This is a genomic window from Haliscomenobacter sp. (genome assembly GCF_965225875.1).
GTDB lineage: Bacteria > Bacteroidota > Bacteroidia > Chitinophagales > Saprospiraceae > Haliscomenobacter.
The window spans coordinates 289,365-306,414 of sequence record NZ_CBDDBS010000002.1 but is presented as its reverse complement, the minus strand read 5'-3'; the positions used below and the strand labels follow the sequence as shown (position 1 = coordinate 306,414).

Annotated in this window: 13 protein-coding genes; 5 read left to right on the top strand and 8 right to left on the bottom strand. The window is 47.5% G+C overall.

Annotated features, from left to right (window positions below; genetic code table 11):
* Positions 1-314: 314 nt before the first annotated feature.
* Positions 315-1,010 carry a response regulator transcription factor gene (locus ACO08K_RS04310; RefSeq protein ID WP_421795167.1) on the bottom strand — a complete coding sequence of 232 codons (696 nt, stop codon included), beginning with the start codon at positions 1,008-1,010 and terminating at the stop codon, positions 315-317.
* A gap of 6 nt (positions 1,011-1,016) precedes the next feature.
* Entirely contained in the window at positions 1,017-2,537 is a 1,521-nt protein-coding gene (locus ACO08K_RS04305) for a sensor histidine kinase (RefSeq protein ID WP_421795166.1), read from the bottom strand.
* Between the two features lie 133 nt (positions 2,538-2,670).
* Here ACO08K_RS04305 and ACO08K_RS04300 point away from each other — a divergent pair, with 133 nt between their 5' ends.
* Positions 2,671-3,450, top strand: a complete 780-nt coding sequence (locus ACO08K_RS04300) for a GLPGLI family protein (protein WP_421795165.1) — start codon at positions 2,671-2,673, stop codon at positions 3,448-3,450.
* Between the two features lie 61 nt (positions 3,451-3,511).
* Here the strand turns inward: ACO08K_RS04300 and ACO08K_RS04295 are convergent, their stop codons facing one another.
* Positions 3,512-6,133, bottom strand: coding sequence for a putative LPS assembly protein LptD (locus ACO08K_RS04295; RefSeq protein WP_421795164.1), 2,622 nt, complete (start codon positions 6,131-6,133; stop codon positions 3,512-3,514).
* Positions 6,134-6,313: 180 nt separating this feature from the next.
* On the opposite strand from ACO08K_RS04295, the gene ACO08K_RS04290 reads away from it, so the two are divergent.
* Positions 6,314-7,831, top strand: coding sequence for an N-acetylmuramoyl-L-alanine amidase (locus ACO08K_RS04290; RefSeq protein WP_421795163.1), 1,518 nt, complete (start codon positions 6,314-6,316; stop codon positions 7,829-7,831).
* Between the two features lie 150 nt (positions 7,832-7,981).
* Positions 7,982-9,010: an MlaD family protein gene (locus ACO08K_RS04285; protein WP_421795162.1), complete on the top strand. Its 1,029-nt coding sequence runs from the start codon at positions 7,982-7,984 to the stop codon at positions 9,008-9,010.
* Positions 9,011-9,094: 84 nt separating this feature from the next.
* On the opposite strand, the gene ACO08K_RS04280 is transcribed toward ACO08K_RS04285, so the two are convergent.
* On the bottom strand, positions 9,095-10,144 hold the full coding sequence (locus ACO08K_RS04280; protein WP_421795161.1) for a PorP/SprF family type IX secretion system membrane protein: 1,050 nt from the start codon (positions 10,142-10,144) through the stop codon (positions 9,095-9,097).
* A 161-nt stretch (positions 10,145-10,305) separates the two neighbouring features.
* Between ACO08K_RS04280 and ACO08K_RS04275 the strand changes: the two genes are divergently transcribed.
* Entirely contained in the window at positions 10,306-11,127 is an 822-nt protein-coding gene (locus tag ACO08K_RS04275; RefSeq protein WP_421795160.1) for a hypothetical protein, read from the top strand.
* A gap of 144 nt (positions 11,128-11,271) precedes the next feature.
* Entirely contained in the window at positions 11,272-11,970 is a 699-nt protein-coding gene (gene mqnB, locus ACO08K_RS04270; RefSeq protein ID WP_421795159.1) for a futalosine hydrolase, read from the top strand.
* On the opposite strand, the gene ACO08K_RS04265 is transcribed toward mqnB, so the two are convergent.
* The 4 genes from ACO08K_RS04265 to ACO08K_RS04250 form a co-directional block, all read right to left on the bottom strand.
* Positions 11,967-13,394, bottom strand: a complete 1,428-nt coding sequence (locus tag ACO08K_RS04265; RefSeq protein WP_421795158.1) for a c-type cytochrome domain-containing protein — start codon at positions 13,392-13,394, stop codon at positions 11,967-11,969. The genes mqnB and ACO08K_RS04265 overlap by 4 nt on opposite strands.
* Positions 13,395-13,501: 107 nt before the next feature.
* Positions 13,502-14,428, bottom strand: a complete 927-nt coding sequence (locus ACO08K_RS04260; protein ID WP_421795157.1) for a sugar phosphate isomerase/epimerase family protein — start codon at positions 14,426-14,428, stop codon at positions 13,502-13,504.
* Positions 14,429-14,555: 127 nt separating this feature from the next.
* Positions 14,556-16,058: a DUF1501 domain-containing protein gene (locus ACO08K_RS04255; protein ID WP_421795156.1), complete on the bottom strand. Its 1,503-nt coding sequence runs from the start codon at positions 16,056-16,058 to the stop codon at positions 14,556-14,558.
* Positions 16,059-16,252: 194 nt separating this feature from the next.
* Positions 16,253-16,969: a DUF6089 family protein gene (locus ACO08K_RS04250; protein ID WP_421795155.1), complete on the bottom strand. Its 717-nt coding sequence runs from the start codon at positions 16,967-16,969 to the stop codon at positions 16,253-16,255.
* Between the last annotated feature and the right edge of the window lie 81 nt (positions 16,970-17,050).

Sequence of the window (17,050 nt, the reverse complement as noted above, 5' to 3'; positions counted from 1 at the left end):
ACTAAAGTCATTACAACTTTGGTGAGCAGATTCAATCTTTGAAATGGAATGATCGCGATAAAATTATTTACTGGTCGTCTCTGAACAGCAATCAATTCCCAAAAGAATAGTACAAGGTAGTCAAAAGAAATTCCTTGCGAAGATAGGCTAAACCTGCTTATGTAGTATGAGTGGATGGCTTTTTTTTTCTATCCTATGTAATCCTTATGTTGGCTTTTTTATGTCGTCTTTATTTTGTTGGATAGTTGGTGCGCTTCTTGTTGCTTTTAATAAAATAATAATATGATATTCGCTCTGCCTTATTTGTCGGGCTTTTAATCTACAATGAATTGATACCCTACGCCCTTCAAGGTGATGATTTGCACCCGTTCATCTTCCCGTAAATAGTCCCGCAAACGAGTAATGTACACGTCAAGGTTCCTTGAGTTAAAAAAAGAATCATCACCCCAAATCTGTTGCATGATCATTTTTCGTTCTACCGTAAAATTGCGATGATCGGCCAGGATTTTGAGCAGCTCTGCTTCGCGGTGGGACAATTTCCGGATTTGGGTTTGAAGCCTCAACTCGTACTTGCGCAGGTCAAATTCGTACTTACCCAAGTGGATGATTCCGTTTTGCTCGCCACCCGTTTCAATAGCGTTTTGACCACTCAGGTTGAGCAAATTGTGGATGCGGGCAATCAATTCCTCCATACTGAAAGGCTTGCGGATGTAGTCGTTTCCACCGGAAGTGAAACCTTTCAGAACATCTTCCGTTTGTGTTTTGGCAGTCAGGAAAATAATAGGAAGGGTAGGGAAGCGTTGGCGAATATCAGCACCTAATTCATAACCGTTGCGATTGGGCAACATTATATCAAGCAGGCAAATGTCGGGGAGAAAAGAATCGAAAGAAGCCATTACCCTGGCACCATCGTCGATCATTACGACTTCAAATCCCCGGCTTTCGAGGCTTTCCTGGACAATTTTGCCCAAAAACAGCTCATCTTCTACGTACAGTACTTTTGTTGCCACTATACCTTATTTATTGTGTCTGGGCAAAAATACCGTAAAACGGGTCCCATTGTCTACTTCACTATCCAAAATGATTTGCCCACCGTGCTGTTGAATGACGCCAGCTACGTAACTCAAACCCAAACCATAACCTTTGACGTTGTGCCGATCCCCATTAGGAACTCTAAAGAACTGATCAAAAACTTTACTTTGATACTCCTTGGGAATCCCAATGCCCTGGTCTTTTACACTTAGGGTGAGGGAGCCGTTGTGCTCGGACAGGTTGATGTCGATGTTGGGTTGGTCTTTGCTGTATTTTAATGCATTGTCCAAAAGATTATACACCACGTTGGTCAGGTGAATCGGATCTGCATCAATTTGAAAATCCTGGCCTTCGGTAGTAAAGTTCACCTTGGCCCGATTTTTTTCAAATTGCAGGCTGAGCGACTCCAGGATTTTTTGTACCGCATTTTTCAAATTAAAAGGCTCACGCTGGATTTGTAAAGTCTGACTTTCAAACATCGACATCTTTAATACCCGATCCACCAGCATGGCCAACCTTTGCATTTCGTGCTGAGAAATATCGATGTATTCCCGGGTGCGTTGTGGATTGTTCAGGGCGTTAAAATCCTTCAGGGCTTCAAGTGCGACGCTTACAGTCGCAATGGGTGTTTTTAACTCATGAGTAATATTGCTGATGAAGTCGTTTTTTAACTTGGTCAATTGTTGTTGCTGGCGCAAACTACGGAAGATCACCCAAAAAGTCAGCCCCGTGAACAACAAGAGGAACAAACCAAAAATCATCTGCGGGGTCATCCGTTTGAGCAAAAACCAGCGGTAATCGTCTACCACCAACCGATAAAATTGAAAAGGTGGAATACTGGCTGGCGCATAATGTACAATCCCTTCCTTGGATAATTCATCGGGTAAGGAATCGATTTTGCTCACTGAAAAAGTTAGGGGCAAATCATTTTTTTCCAACTGACTTTTGTATCGTTTGACCAATTGATCTTTGGGAATCGTGTCGTCAGATAGCTCAAACATAGCATTGGCCCCCTTAGGGATTTTGCTCAAAGCCAAACTGATTCCTCTGCGCAAGCCAAAGGTGCGACGGAAACGCTCATCCTTAGGGCTGCGTTGGCGCAAATAAAAATTGATGGGTCTTTTTTCCGGGAAAGTGTCGCGGTGGACAAAAGTGACACTGTCCATCCGAACAACTACCATGGTGGAGGGTTTGGATGGTGGAGGAGCTTTGGATTCAAACTGAAAATTGGGCGGAATAACTTGTCTGATGGAACGTTTGGGGTCTTCTTCCATAAAGACAATCTTGCGCTGGATGAGTGAGTCCTGCAAATCCCGGATTGTTTGGATAAAAACATTCTCAGATTGGTGGCGCAAAATGCTCTCTTGTTCCTGATATACCTTTTTTAGCCAGTAAATCTGGAATATCGCCAGCAGGAGCAAGCTGCCCGTCATTAAAGCCCGATATAAGGTATTGTGCCGATACAAATCATTAGTATTTAAAAATGGTAGAGATACTTTCTCCATTCTTGCACAAAGTTACAGCAAAGCAAAAGGCCGCGCACCTGCCTTTAACCATTATTAACCTTAAATCAAGGAACGTTAACTTGGGGACTACTCGATTCAGGCTTAGCTTTGTAGGATAAAAAAGGAATTACCCATGAGGAATTTATTGCTGTTATTTTTTGGGTTGTTGTCCCTGGCTGTTTCAGCCCAAAACAACGAAGGCACCGTATTGTACAAACAAACGGTATACATGCGCCGGGAATTTCAAGCCAATGCACCAGCAAATGCTGATCCGAATATGGCTCGGAACATCCCCGAATCTATGACCAACGAGTTCAACCTCAATTTCACCGCCACAACCTCACTTTACAAGGAAATTGCTTCGGCTACCGATGAAGCTGCTGGTGGTGAAGGTGGCGGGATGCGGTTTATGATGCGTCGCTTCAACCCACCTATTTATAAGGATTTGGCCAACAACCGCCAGGTTGAAGAAGTCGATTTGTTTGGCAAGCAGTTTTTGATCGATGATGCGATCCAAACCCGCGCCTGGAAAGTGACTGGCCAGCAAAAGAAAATCCTTGACTACCCATGTATCTCGGCTACTTTTACCGACAGCTTGATGGGCCGCGCCCGGGTTGTCACTGCTTGGTTTGCGCCAACCATTCCAGTTGCTCTCGGGCCACAGGGTTATGGTGGTTTGCCCGGAATGATTTTGGAAGTTGATTTCGACGGTGGTCGCAGTGTCATTACTGCTGCAGAAGTGAAATTGCAAAAACCAGCGGAAGGCAGCATCAAGGTGCCAGAAAAAGGCAAAAAAGTAACCCGTGCGGAATACAACAAAATCCGTGAGGAGAAAATGAAAGAAATGCGCGAATCCGGTATGATGCAGGGACGTCCTGGTGGCCCAGGTACACAAATCATTATTCGGAACTAGTTTTATTTCGGAATGGGGATTTTGGAGGACCAGTGAAATCCGAAATCCCCATTCCGAAATCCTAAAACCCTGATCTCGAATCGTAATTGTTCTTCTGATAAGGTATTTTGATGAAATCCAGGGTGCCTGGTTTCACTTGAATGTTCAGCACATAAGTACCCCGCTGAGGTTGCCACGCAAAGGAAAGTTGCCAGCAATGCAGGTCGCGGGTAAAGCCAATCGCCGGATAAGTCAATCCTTTGCTGACAAAGTCATATCCAATATTACCCACGGATACGCCCCAATTTTTGGTCAGCTCCACATTCCCTTGCGCATTGATTGAGTTGGTTCCCATCCGAAAGACCGTTTCGTTGCCACGTGCTTCCCAGGAAAAATCCAGGTTGTGGGAAATGCTGAAGTTCTCAAACAAGCTCAGAAAATCCTGTTCTTGTTCATCCCTCTTTTTGGGTTGATTGTTGCGCACATCCGTAACCAATTCTTCTTTTTTACCCTGAAACATTTCGCGGATTTTTTGTACCGTCAAATCGGTCACAAAGGAAAAACGCGCCGTTTCCATCCGCGGGATAATTCTGCCCTGTTGCCATACCGTGCGGTTGTAGCGCAAGCCTTGTGAATTTTCCAGATAGGGGTCCAAACTCATAAAAAAGCCCATGGTGGTCATTCCTTTGAAAAAACGGGCCGTCGTACTCATGCTGAGCTGGCTCCATTTCAAAGAGTCAGCAGCGTAGTTGTAACTACCACCAATGACCAGGTTGTCGATGAGTTTGATTTTTTTCTCCATCGAATCCTTTTTGGAATAAGCTTTGGCCTGGAAAATGTTGTTGAGGCTATACCCTATGGCCATCTGTCGTCCACTGGGCGTAGGCGTGCCGTACACCGCGATGTTGTCGAAGCGAGAGTAAATCTGTTTGATCAGTGGGTATCGTGAATCCTGTTGTACACTGTCAAAATAATTCAGAGCGGGATTCAGGTAGTTGGGAGAATAGTTGAAAGAGAGGTTGGGGCGCATTTCCCAACGCACCGCCCGTAGAGGGGTAAATTTACCCGTTTTGAGGGTGAAAAAGATCCGGGTATTCAAACTTACTCCTGCTGAAAACTGCCGGAAAGAGGCAAAACCCGATAGGGTATCGGTTCGGACCGTACCAAAAGTAGTATCGTAACGAATTAATGACTTGCTTGGGTCAAAGGGGTCATCAAGGGTATCAGCTGTGATGACATTCCGGGAGTCAAAGGATTTGGAGATCGATTTTAACTGCCAAATTTCATTAAAACTCACATTGGGGTTGACGTTGATGTATTTCAATAACTTGAAAGAGGTGTTGGCGTCGATGTTGTGCCTGGCTCCAGCAACAGCGTCATTCCACATTTTTTGGGTAAAAATCGAGGTGTCATTCGTGACAAAACTGTTGCGCGCCTCACCAGCATAGCGCAGGGCGATACTTTCGTACCACTTATCTTGAGTTACTTTTTTCTTAAAGGGGTAGAGGGTTTGGGTCTGGAATTGTACGTTCGGAAAATTGATGGTTACCTTGCGGTTGTTCAGGTTTTGGCTGTGGTTGAAAGAAGCACTGAGGCTGTAGGGTTTTCCGGGCCAGGTTTTGGAAAAATTCAGGTTGGAGTACAATTGGGAGTTCAAAACGTTGTAGGCGTCGTTGTACACCCGTTGTTGGTTGCGGTTCCCCTGGATGTTGATGTTGCCCCCAATTTTTGCGTTGGGGTGGGCTGCTGCCTCCTGGTTGAGGTTGAACTGGATGCCAAAACTTTTGGTGCGCCCAAATTTTCCGGTTTCCAAATTCTCCTGTACCTGGGAGTCAAAACGCAGGTTCAATCCCGATGCAAACTGATATCGTTTGCGGTAATCCGCCTGCAACGCTACTCCATAAGTGCCCCGGAAGTAAATGTTGCTGCGCAAAGCAAGGTTCAGGTGGTCTCCAACCGGGAAATACCAGCCAATGTCACGTAAACCAAAGCCCCAGGATTCAGAGTACTCATAATCTTTCGGAAACAACAAACCTGTGCTGCGCCCCTTTTTCAATGGAAAAAAACCAAAGGGCAACCAAATTGGAGTAGGAACGCCCATGATTTCTATCTGGGATGGCCCTACGATGGCCAATTTATCCGGGATGATTTTTTGCTTGGTACTGCGGACCCCAAAGTGCGGGTGGTCGGCCTCACAGGTGGTAAAAAGCAGCTTTTGACCAAAGAGGGTGTTTTCAGGTTTTGAGGTGTCTTTTTTCTCTCCTTGAATGAACTTCATCCTCGATCCATGCACAAAAAGGTCCGTTTGTTTGGTGCGCACATCGTAGACCATACCCTTGCGGGTTTTGAAGTTATAGCGCATTCGTTTGGCCGTAAAAGTTTGGTCGCCGTCCTGAAATTCCGGGACTCCGATCAATTGCCCGGTCACCGTATCCTCTCGCAACTCGGCGGTAACCAGATTGTTGGCCCAATCTAGCTCAATAAATGCCGCTTTTAGGTTGATGTCGGTATATTTTACCGAAGCCTGACCGTATAAATAGATTTTTTTCGCAATATTGTCCAAAACCATGGAATCCACGGCGTTGTATTCAACCGGAGCATCCAGGGAATCATTGGAAAAACGAATGGTACGAGGTGCACTGAACTGAAAAGAATCAGGGAAAACAACCGGAAGCGTGTCTGCAACGTTTAGGCTGTCAGGCAATTTGGGATAAGGATCTTGCGCCAGTAAAGGGGAAAACCCCAAGCAAAATAATAAAATTGCCCAGCTACTTGTTGCATTCCAAAAATGAATTCGGTTATTTTGCATTTTGTTCATAATCAAACCCAAATCAATATTTATTGCTTTTGAACTCAGCCTCGATTTAATCCAGACCCACGAACTATGACACAATCAATGATTTCTTTCCAAACGAAGCTCATCCTCATCTTGTCCGCTGCCATCTTAGGCTTTAACGTTTCCTTAGCAGCCTTTGGCTATGGGCCGGGCAAAGTTATACAAAGCCACCGAATCCCTACGGATAAGCTGCGAAATTATTCCTTATCAGATTCTTTGCGACAAAAGCCCAGTTCCTCCTACCAACTCAAAACCGTAGTCATTGACGCTGGTCACGGTGGCCACGACCCCGGTTGCCACGGAGCTAGTGCGCACGAAAAACACGTAACCCTGGCCATCGCCAAAAAACTGGCTGAACAGTTGCAGCAACGTTTTCCCGGGCTTAAAGTCGTCCTGACCCGCGACAAAGATGTTTTCATCCCTTTGTACGAGCGGGCCGATATCGCCAATAAACACAACGCCGATTTGTTCATTTCCATACATTGCAACGCCATGCCTGGCAACAACAGTGGAACTTACGGCACGGAAACCTACGTGATGGGTTTACACACCGCCCAATACAATCTGGAGGTGGCGAAACGTGAAAACGCTGCCATACTCCTGGAAGATAATTACCAAAAAAATTACGACTACGATCCAAATTCTCCAGAGGGGCACATCATGATCAGCATGTTTCAAAATGCATATTTGAAACAAAGTTTACAATTCGCCGAACTGGTCGAAAACAAGTTGAGCATGCAAGCCAAGCGCAAATCACGCGGCGTTAAACAGGCCGGTTTTGTAGTACTGAAAGCAACGGCCATGCCCAGCGTTTTGGTGGAAGTAGGTTTTTTGACAAACCCCACGGAAGAGCAATTTTTGAATGGCCAATACGGCCAGGATCAGGTGGCTGGAGCGATGTTGGAAGCCTTCACTTTGTACAAAAACCACGCCGAATCACCCGATTTCAACAGCGAAAGCCAGTATGAAAACTCTGGGCAAAAAGAGGCCGTAGCCAGTACCAACAACACCGGAAATCCAGTGGCCTATGCTTATGGCTCTTCCAATCAAAACCTCAACAATACCACTGCGGCCCAAAATGAAAACAAAACCACTGAACTGGCCAAACCCAAGGAGATTCCTGCACCAGAACGCGCCAATGATCCCGGAGGCAATAGCCATAATGCTACCACCAATAGCAACCCGGGCTACGTAAATACGGCCAGCCGTTATGGTCCAGTACCGCCAGGGCCCAACCTCAATCGGAACCAGCCGACGAACAATCCAATTAACCCACCAGCGGTCAGCAATAGCGCTCCAGTTAATTTCAAAATCCAGTTGGCCGCAACTCCAGCTGCCCCCAACCAGTCTGAATCAAAATGGAAAACTTTCCCCTTTCCGCTGGAAGTGGCTCAGGAAGACAATCTATACAAGGTCCGTACCCAGGCTTACACGGATTACCAACAGGCCAACCAGGTGCGTAACCGTTGCAAAGAACTGGGTTTCAACGATGCTTTTATCGTGGCATTTAAGGATGGAAAACGAATTTCTTTGCCGGAAGCTAAAAAAGCTTTGGGCATCCCGTAGAAGGTTGAGGAGTTGAGGAGTTTAGGCTACCGCAGCAATTTTGACAATATCCTTTTCCAAGTCGCTACAGTAGACTAAACTTCTAAACTTCTCAACACCTCAACTTCTCAACTCTTTTTCTATCTTTGCGCCTCCAAAATTTTGCATTTCATGTCAAACGAAGTTAAAATCGCCCTTCTGGCCGTTGTTGCAATTGCACTTTCCATTTGGGGAATCAAATTCATCAAAGGGAAAAACATCCTCACCCGCTCCAACCTCTACTACGTGGAATACGAGGATGCACTCAGCATCCAAACCTCCTCGTCGGTGGTGATCCAAGGGGTGAACGTTGGCTTTGTGGCCGATGTCAAACTGCAAAAAGGTTCGGAAAAAGTCCTGGTTACTCTGGATTTGAACAAGGACCTGGAAGTGCCCAAAGGCACCCGCGCGGAAATTTTTGCCAATGGTTTTATGGGTACCAAAAGCGTCCGCCTGCAATTCCCACCCGTGGAAGAACGCCAAGGTATGCTTGAACCGGGTTCTTACCTGATCCCTGGTGCAGTTGGTTTCCTGGGCGCCAATATCCCTCAGGAAGAACTTAAACAATACGTACAAATCATCCAGGACGGCATCAAAGGTGCACTGGATTCGCTCAATGAGGGCCTGAGCCATGGGGATCCCAACAGCCCCATCAACCGCAGCCTGAAAAACCTGGAACTGACTCTGGCCAATCTGCAATCGGCAACCTCTTCAGCTGATCGCCTACTGGCTTCTTCTTCCGGCGAAATCAAAGGTACCCTCAAAAGCCTGAACGAACTAAGTGCCAGCCTGGCCAGCAGCAAAGCCAAAATCGGCAGCATCATCAACAATGCGGATAAATTCAGCGGCCAGTTGAATGAAATGGACCTGAAAAAGACCATGACTGAAGTGGATCAGACCCTGGCCGGACTAAAAGTGACTTTGAACAAGGCCGATAAGGCTTTGGGCTCTGTGGAAGGGATGATGACCGATGTCAAAGCGGGTAAAGGCTCATTGGGTAAATTACTCAGCAATGATAGCCTGTACAACAGCATTGATCGCTTGAGTGCGAACGCTGATTCTCTGACCAAAGACATTAAAAGCCGTCCTTATAGATACATTCCGCTGAAAGGTAGAAAGCGGGTGTTGAAGTATGATAAATTGGACGCGAAGAAGCAATAAGATTTGGGAATTCGTGGTTTCGGATTTCGGTGGACTTTCAGGCTTGAAAGCCTACCGAAATCACGAAATCCGACACCCGAAATCCTACAGTTTCGGGCAGATCAACCGCGACCGACTCCGATCCGGCTTAATATACGTCAACGACATCTCAAAGGCCCCTCTCGAATAATTCGAAGCCTTCAGCCCCGAAGAAGTGATATCATAACTGAAACCCAGATTCCATTTTTCCAATTCAAAAATAGCGGCTACGATCACCGCATCCACACCAATGCCACGATCAGCGCGGTTGTTGACGTGGGTCCACAAGCCGGTACGCAAGGCCAGTTCCTTCCACTCGCGGTTGGTGTAGCGAATGTTGGCACCTACAGTGGTGCTCATCATCGGGCCTTGGTTCATGTACAAGAAGGCGGGCATGAGGCTCAACTGTTTGGTTAGCGGCAGTTCGCCACCGCCGTGGATGCTGTAGCGCCGGAATATCCGCACCTGATCATCACCCGTAAAGGAGGCCGAGGGGGTATTCAAATGGTGCATGGCTCCACCGATGTACAAACTTTTGTTGTCGTCCCAAACGGCATACCATAGCACACCGGCATTAAAATCAAAATAAGGATTACTGCTTACGCCATCAAAGGCCTCATTGGTAGGGGCATTGGGGTCGAAAAAATACCCATTGGCATCGTATTGCGCCGAAAAGGACAAATCCGACCAGTTGAGCGATTGCTGGGCAAAACCCAATTGTGCCCCCGCTACAATGTACTGTTCATTGGCGGCATAACGCCCGCCGTTTACCTGTTTGAGGTAAGCCCCACCGACGTTGAATTGGGTCAGGTGAAAATTGGCCAGGCCCGCCTGATCGCGCATAGCAGAGCCACTGATGGCAAAATAGTCCTTTTGCACCGCACGGAACCGCTGGTCCCAACTGGCTGAAACGGTTCGGAATGGTTTGTTGCCCAAAAGGCTGTAATACAAGTCGCGGTAATTCACTGCCAGTCGGGCGGACCCGCTGGTTACACCGGCCATCGCGGGATTCACATGCAGGGGGGAGGCATAAAATTGGGCGAAGCGGGGGTCTTGCGCCTGTATTTTCGCCCAAAAGGACAAAAACAGGATCGAAAATAGTACGTATTGCTTCATGTTTTGGAATTATTCAAGGCTCAAGATAAGCTTGATCAGGCTTTCTTTTCGCTAAGATACGGAGTTTAACATTTATAAACATTTTCAAAAATACAAAAAGCAGCTAAAATGGTTGCGCTGAAATAATTTCCTTAGTTTTACCACCTGTCAATTACATGTCCATGAATCGTTTTAGCATCGCCCTATTCGGTATTTTAGGTTTCTGTTCTTATTGCCTCCAGGGTCAAAATGCCTTGCTTGCTCCCATTTCCCCACGCAGCAATGCCATGGGCAAAACAGCACTGAATTTTACGGATTTGCACAGCCTTTTTGGCAACCAGGCCGGTCTGGCCAACTTGGAAACCTTCGGCGTAATGGGCATGGTGGAACAACGATATTTACTGGCTGATCTAAATCATGCCGCATTTGGAGCGGCTTTGCCCACCTTTTCGGGTGTTTTTGGCCTGACTCTGCGCAATTTTGGCACCGGAGATTATCGTGAGACAGGGGCTGGCCTGGCTTATGCCCGCAAATTGTCAGATCGCCTGCGCATTGGTGGGCAATTGAATTGGTCGCAGATCAGCATCAGCGAATACGGTAACCGATCCTTGTTTAATGTGGATTTTGGCATCCAAGCAGAGTTGTTGCCAAAACTCTGGGCAGCAGCTCAGGTGCGCAACGCCATTCGCCAACAATTGCTGGATGGAGAGTATACGCCGACCGTTTTTAGCGCAGGTTTGTCCTATGCAGTAGGGGATAAAGTGATGTTGTACACGGAATTGTACAAAGACATTGACTTCCCTGCGGATATGCGCATCGGCATCGAGTACAACCCTTCCAAGGCCATTTACCTACGCGCTGGAGTGAATACGGCCCCTGGAGGCTGGAGTTTTGGCTTCGGCCTGCCCGTTTTCCAAAACCTGGTATTTGATTGTGCTGCAGCTTATCATCCCTACCTGGGCTTCACTCCCTCCGCAGGACTAGCCTTCCGTAAAAAAAAGTGATGTGCTAAATCCTAATCTACCTTGCGCCGAAAGCTCAAAATCCCGAAGTTGCCACCCTAAGATGCCCTTAGGTGCCCTTAGGTGGTTCAAATAAAAAACTCGCCGCAGGCGAGCCCCAAATCTGAATAAACACGCTAAGTAGCAATGAAAAACCTGTTAATCGTCGCCGCAACCGAATTTGAAATAGCCCCCGTAATGCAATGGTTGGAGCAACAAAAAGCCCCCGACGCCAATCGAAAATTCATCTTTAATGAATTGGAAATTAGTATATTGTTGACAGGAGTAGGCCTGCCGCTGGCCATGTTCCAACTCACCCGGGCTCTCACCACTGCGCGTTACGATCTGGTAATCAACGCGGGTATAGCTGGTGCTTTGGATACCCGCCTTGAACTCGGCGCAGTCGTGCAAGTGATCTCGGAAACCTTCGCCGATTTAGGTGTGGAAGAAGCCGATGGCAGTTTTACGGATTTATTCAAACTCAATTTGATCCACCCAGAAGCACCACCTTTTCAGGATCGGAAGATGGTCAACACCTTTGGTTCTGCCTATGATTTTTTACCCAAAGTACATGGCATTACCGTCAACAAGGTACACGGCTCCGCTGCCAGCATCGAACAGCTCAAACGCCGCAGCAATGCCAGTGTGGAAAGTATGGAAGGGGCCGCCACTTTTTATGCTTGTTTGATGTACCAGACGCCTTTTTTGGAAATCCGCTCCATCTCCAACTTCGTTGAGCCCCGCAATCGGGATGCCTGGGAAATTCCTTTGGCCATTGAAAATTTGAATGGGGTACTCATTGATATGTTAAAAGGATTGATTGAGAATAAATTACAAGCAGACTAGTCCTGTTCTCTGGGCGCCTCCGTCACCAAAGTGGTGTCCGAAACCAAGGTAGGCACCAGATATCCTCCGGTGTCAATATTCACTTTAGGCAACATGCTTTTGAGTTCCCGCCAATCGCTGCTGCCCTTGATGGCCGTTTGATAAACGTAGACCTCGCGCAAACTTGTAACTGCCTTTAAATGAGCCAAACCCGCCTTGCTGACTTTGGTGTTGATCAGATTGAGGTAGTTCAAGTATTTGGCAGATTTCAGTGCGCTCAGCCCTGCATCACTCACTTTAGTGCCATCCAGATACAACTTGGTCAAATGGGGCAATTCAGCCAGTATTTTCAGGTCTTGATCGCCCACCGCAACCCCACTTAAACGCAGCGCCACCACTTGTTTGGCCACTGGTTTTAACAAAGCCAGGTCTTTGGCATCGGCATCTGGCACATTGATGAGATTGACCGACAAAAAGGTGTTGTTTTGCCCCAACGGAAGCACCACTGCACCCGCATTCCTCAAAGCTTGGATGGCTTGCTGGTCTGGGTCGGGCACCTTGACCTCCGGCCAAATTGAAACTTCCGAAGCTGACTCAGATTTCCCTTTTTGTAAGGCTGCCAGCAAAGGTTTGACTTCCTCGCTTTGTGGCAAATCCTTCACTTTTTTATCATAAGCAGCACCCGTTTCTATCCACCAGTGCAACAACTTAACTTCTGCCTCACTGAGTTGATTTTTCTCCTTGGGGGGCATGTGTTTTTCATCCGATTTAGGCAAGAGCAGGCGGCGCATCATTTCACTGTCGGCTACTTTCCTCACCAGGATAATTTCCCCGTTTTTTCCTCCCTTTTGAATGGAATCTGGGCTGTCTAGCCGCAGTTTGCCCTTCTGTTTGGTCGAACCATGGCAGGACACACATTTTTCTTGCAACAAAGGGGCAACTACCGCTGCGTAGACATTGGCCTCTGGCAGGTTTTTGATTTGAGCAGGGGCTAAAACGGCGGGTGGTAGCCCCAACCAGGCGCGGTAAGGCTCTGGCAAGGCCTGAGTCAAATAATCGCTGCCGTGGGTCAAAGAACCACCCAAATGCCCGGCTACACTGACCAGGGTCACTAAAACGATTTGGAGCAAAAATCCAAACCTTTGGTTGATCCCCGATTTTTGCAGCAGGAGCAATAAAGCACCCCATACGGCCACGGCAATGCCCAAGTTGCGGTGTTGGTTCAAGGCCTGCAAATCGTATTCTCCGCTCAAAGACAGCACATATCCCGTCACACAGGAAAAAATGGCAGCCAGGGTACCCATCAACAAGGCGAAAGGCACTACTGCTTTTAAATGTTGAAAGCGTTGCCAACGACCAAGCCAGGCAAAAAGCACCGCCAGGAGCAAAATGCCTATGGGCAGGTGAACGAGTAAGGGATGGAAACGACCGAGGAGATTAAGCATAAAAGTTGAGGAGTTGAGGGAAGTTGAGGAGTTGAGGCTGCCGCAGAGACTTAGACACTGGCTTTGCCAAAATCGCTCGCGGCAGCCTCAACTCCTCAACTTCTAAACTATTTTTTAACAAGGTACCGTGAACGCAGCAATTCCATCATATGCACATTGATGGCCCATTGATCTGCTAGTGGTTGCTGTGTATAGGGCACCGTAGGCAGGTACATGGGTGGGCCAAATTCGGTTAAGATGGTCATTGGCTGTTTTTGATTCACTTTCATTTCCACCACCTTATCCCACCAGGCGAGGTGAGCCTTGAGCGCATCTGCCCATTCGGGTGCACGAGGATCGGTTACCTGTGGCCCTTCCTGGTGTCCTACGCGAGAATGGATGTGATCGGTGCGGGAAAGCGCCAGGTCAACGGTTTCCTTTTGATCCGCCAACAGCGATTCGTGTACCACACACCAATGCGAAATATCGAGCGTAAGGCGCATGCCGGGGATTTTTTCCAACAAGGCCCGGGTAATGGGCGCTGAATAACAAATCCGCCCGCGATGGGTTTCGTGATATACGGGTACCCCCGCGGCTTTACCCGCGGTTATGCTCAATTCAATGATGTTTTGGGCCTGATCCTGGCTGAAATAGTCTTTGCCCGAATGGCAATTGATGTACAGCGGCTTGAGATTTGAGGCATTCTTTAAAGCCTGGATGAATTGGGTGAAATGCTCCTTAAAGTCACTGCTACCGGAACCGACTAAGAGCCCATACTCCAGGCCATTCGCCTTGGTTGCCCTCTCGAGTGCAATCCGGTCTGTATCGTTAGTCGGTGCCCAAACCTCGATGCCATCGTAGCCTGCTTTTTTGGCTTTGGCACAAAATTCATCCATAGTACCACTAAATCCCCAGTTGGTGGCCAGCATTTTTAGGGAAAAATCTGCCGGAACTTCGAAAGACAACGGCGTTTCAGCCAGAGCCGAAAATTGATCAATCATGAGCCCTGCGCCAAGACTGAGGGATTGAGCGAGGAATTTGCGTCGATTATGCATAAAAAAAGTTAAGGAGTTGAGGAGTTGAGGAGTTGAGGAGTTGAGGCTACCGCGAATGAAGTTGACAATGTCCTTGTCCAAGTCGCTCGCGGTAGCCAAACTCCTCAACTTCTCAACTCCTCAACAGTTAAACTATTGCCCTAATCACTTCTCCCTCCACATCCGTCAGCCGGAAAGGCCGACCCTGGAAAGGAAACGTGAATTGTTCGTGATCAAAACCCAACTGATTGAGAACGGTGGCCTGAACATCAAAAACGGAAACCTTGCCACTAATGGGGCTAAAGCCAATTTCATCGGTTTGGCCATGAGTCACCCCTTTTTGGATACCTCCACCGCACATCCATATGGTGAAAGCATCGGCATGGTGGTCGCGGCCCTTGAATGGCAATTCCAGTCCATTCCGGTTTTCTTGCATGGGGGTACGGCCAAATTCTGAGCCCCACACGATCAGTGTTTCATCCAATAATCCCCGTTGCTTGAGGTCGAGAATGAGGGCACTAATGGGTTTATCAATTTGGCGGCATTTGTTGACCAAACCAATGTCTACCGCACCTCCTGCATCAGTTCCATGGGTATCCCAGCCCCAATCGTATAGCTGGACAAAACGCACCCCTTTTTCAACCAGTTTACGAGCAAGCAGGACGTTGTTGGCGAAGGATTCTTTGCCGGGTTGAACCCCGTACATTTCCTTAATGTACTCCGGCTCATCGTTGATGTTCATCACCTCCGGGGCGGAAACCTGCATGCGGTAAGCCATTTCATACTGGGCGATCCGCGACATGATTTCGGGATCCTGGAATTCTTCGTAAGTTTTGCGGTTTACCTCGTTGATGGCGTCGATGGAGGCTTTGCGCAAGTCGCGGTCGATGCCGTGGGGGTCTTGCAGGTACAAAACGGGTTCACCCGCCGAGCGGCATTGCACCCCCTGATACACCGAAGGCAAAAAGCCACTGCCCCAGACTGCTTTGCCCGCATCGGGGTTTTGTCCGCCGGAAGTCAGCACCACAAAGCCGGGCAGGTTGTTGTTTTCGGAACCCAATCCATAAGTCACCCAGGAACCCATACTGGGCCGCCCCAGACGTGCACTGCCCGTTTGCATCATCAATTGGGCGGGAGCATGGTTGAACTGATCGGTATGCACTGCCTTGAGGAACGAAACCTCATCGGCCAGCTCGGCAAAATGGGGCAAAATGTCGGCCACCCAGGCCCCTGATTGTCCACGCTGCTGGAATTTAGATTGTGGACCCAGCATTTTGGGTACGCCGCGAATGAACGCAAAACGTTTGCCCTCCAGCAAGGACTCGGGGCACAATTGCCCGTCCAGTTTAGCCAAATCGGGTTTGAAGTCAAACATTTCCAATTGGGAAGGCGCCCCGGCCATGTGCAAATAAATCACCGCTTTGGCCTTACCCGGAAAATGGGGTGGGCGGGGCATCATCGGGTTATTGGGGTCGTATTGGATTGGACTAATGCCCGTGGTATTTCCACCTGGAACACAAGAGCCCAGCAATTGACTCAAGGCCATGGCACCCAGACCCATACCACATTGTTTGAGGAACAAACGCCGGGTGGATAACTCGGCTTTGCTCAGGATGGCTTCCTGGTATATGTTGATTTTTGATTGGTGCATAGGATTCCAAATTCATAATTTCTTTTACGAAAATACTCTTTTTGGAATGGTTTTGAAATAAAAAAAAGTAAAGAAGAGGCTTTGTAATAGGAATATTATTTTCCCGCATGCGAAAGTAAATTCATAAAAAGAACTTCCTCATAAAATTTGATTTTTTGAGGAAGCCCTTTTCGTTTTTATGAGAAGGCCCTTTATCACTCAGCACCTGGATTCCCAAAACGACGATACACCACTATCCCCATATTCATGTAAATGTCTTTAGCACCGGGGCTGGCTGAAAAACTAATACCGTCCAGATAATCGGTAAAACTACCCCGAATACTGCCTTCTACGGCCAAAGTAAATTTTTCCGATAAGTCAAATTTAAGCCCCAATCCTATTGGTAGACTGACACTCAATAAGGAATTTCCATATGCGCGGTCTTTCTTAATACCCGCAATAATTTGTTCATTTTTTCCCGGGTAATTTGAAAAATCGGTATTGAGCCCTCCTCCCATTAATCCGACTCCAGCAAACAAATAAGGGGAAATCAACTTATCCATGTTAATTTTTCCTTCAGCATCCGTGAAAAAGCGATTAGCTCCGAATGGCTCCCATTCGCCCACAACACCAAGTTCTACGAGATTGGTATTGAAATTAAAATCGCGGGATTCTCGACTTTCATAATGTTCATCGTCTCCTTTGAGTTTCAGATAAGTAAGCCCAACCCGAAAGCCAAAACGCTTGGATAAATTCGTTCGTGTGGTCAGGCCTATGCTAGGCGTAAAATCCTTAAACCGAGAAGTAAGTGTTGGATTTACATCCCCTGAGTAGGCCGCCAGGCCTGCAAAAACACCGACTTCCCATCCAGATTGTGCTCGAATTAAGGTCATCGAAAGGAGCAAATAGAGCAAGATTACAGGTTCTTTCATCTTAAGTTGTTTTTTCGAATAAAAAAAAATTCAATCAATTGACATTTAGCAGTGGGGCAAGAATAAGTGCTCATTTTTCTT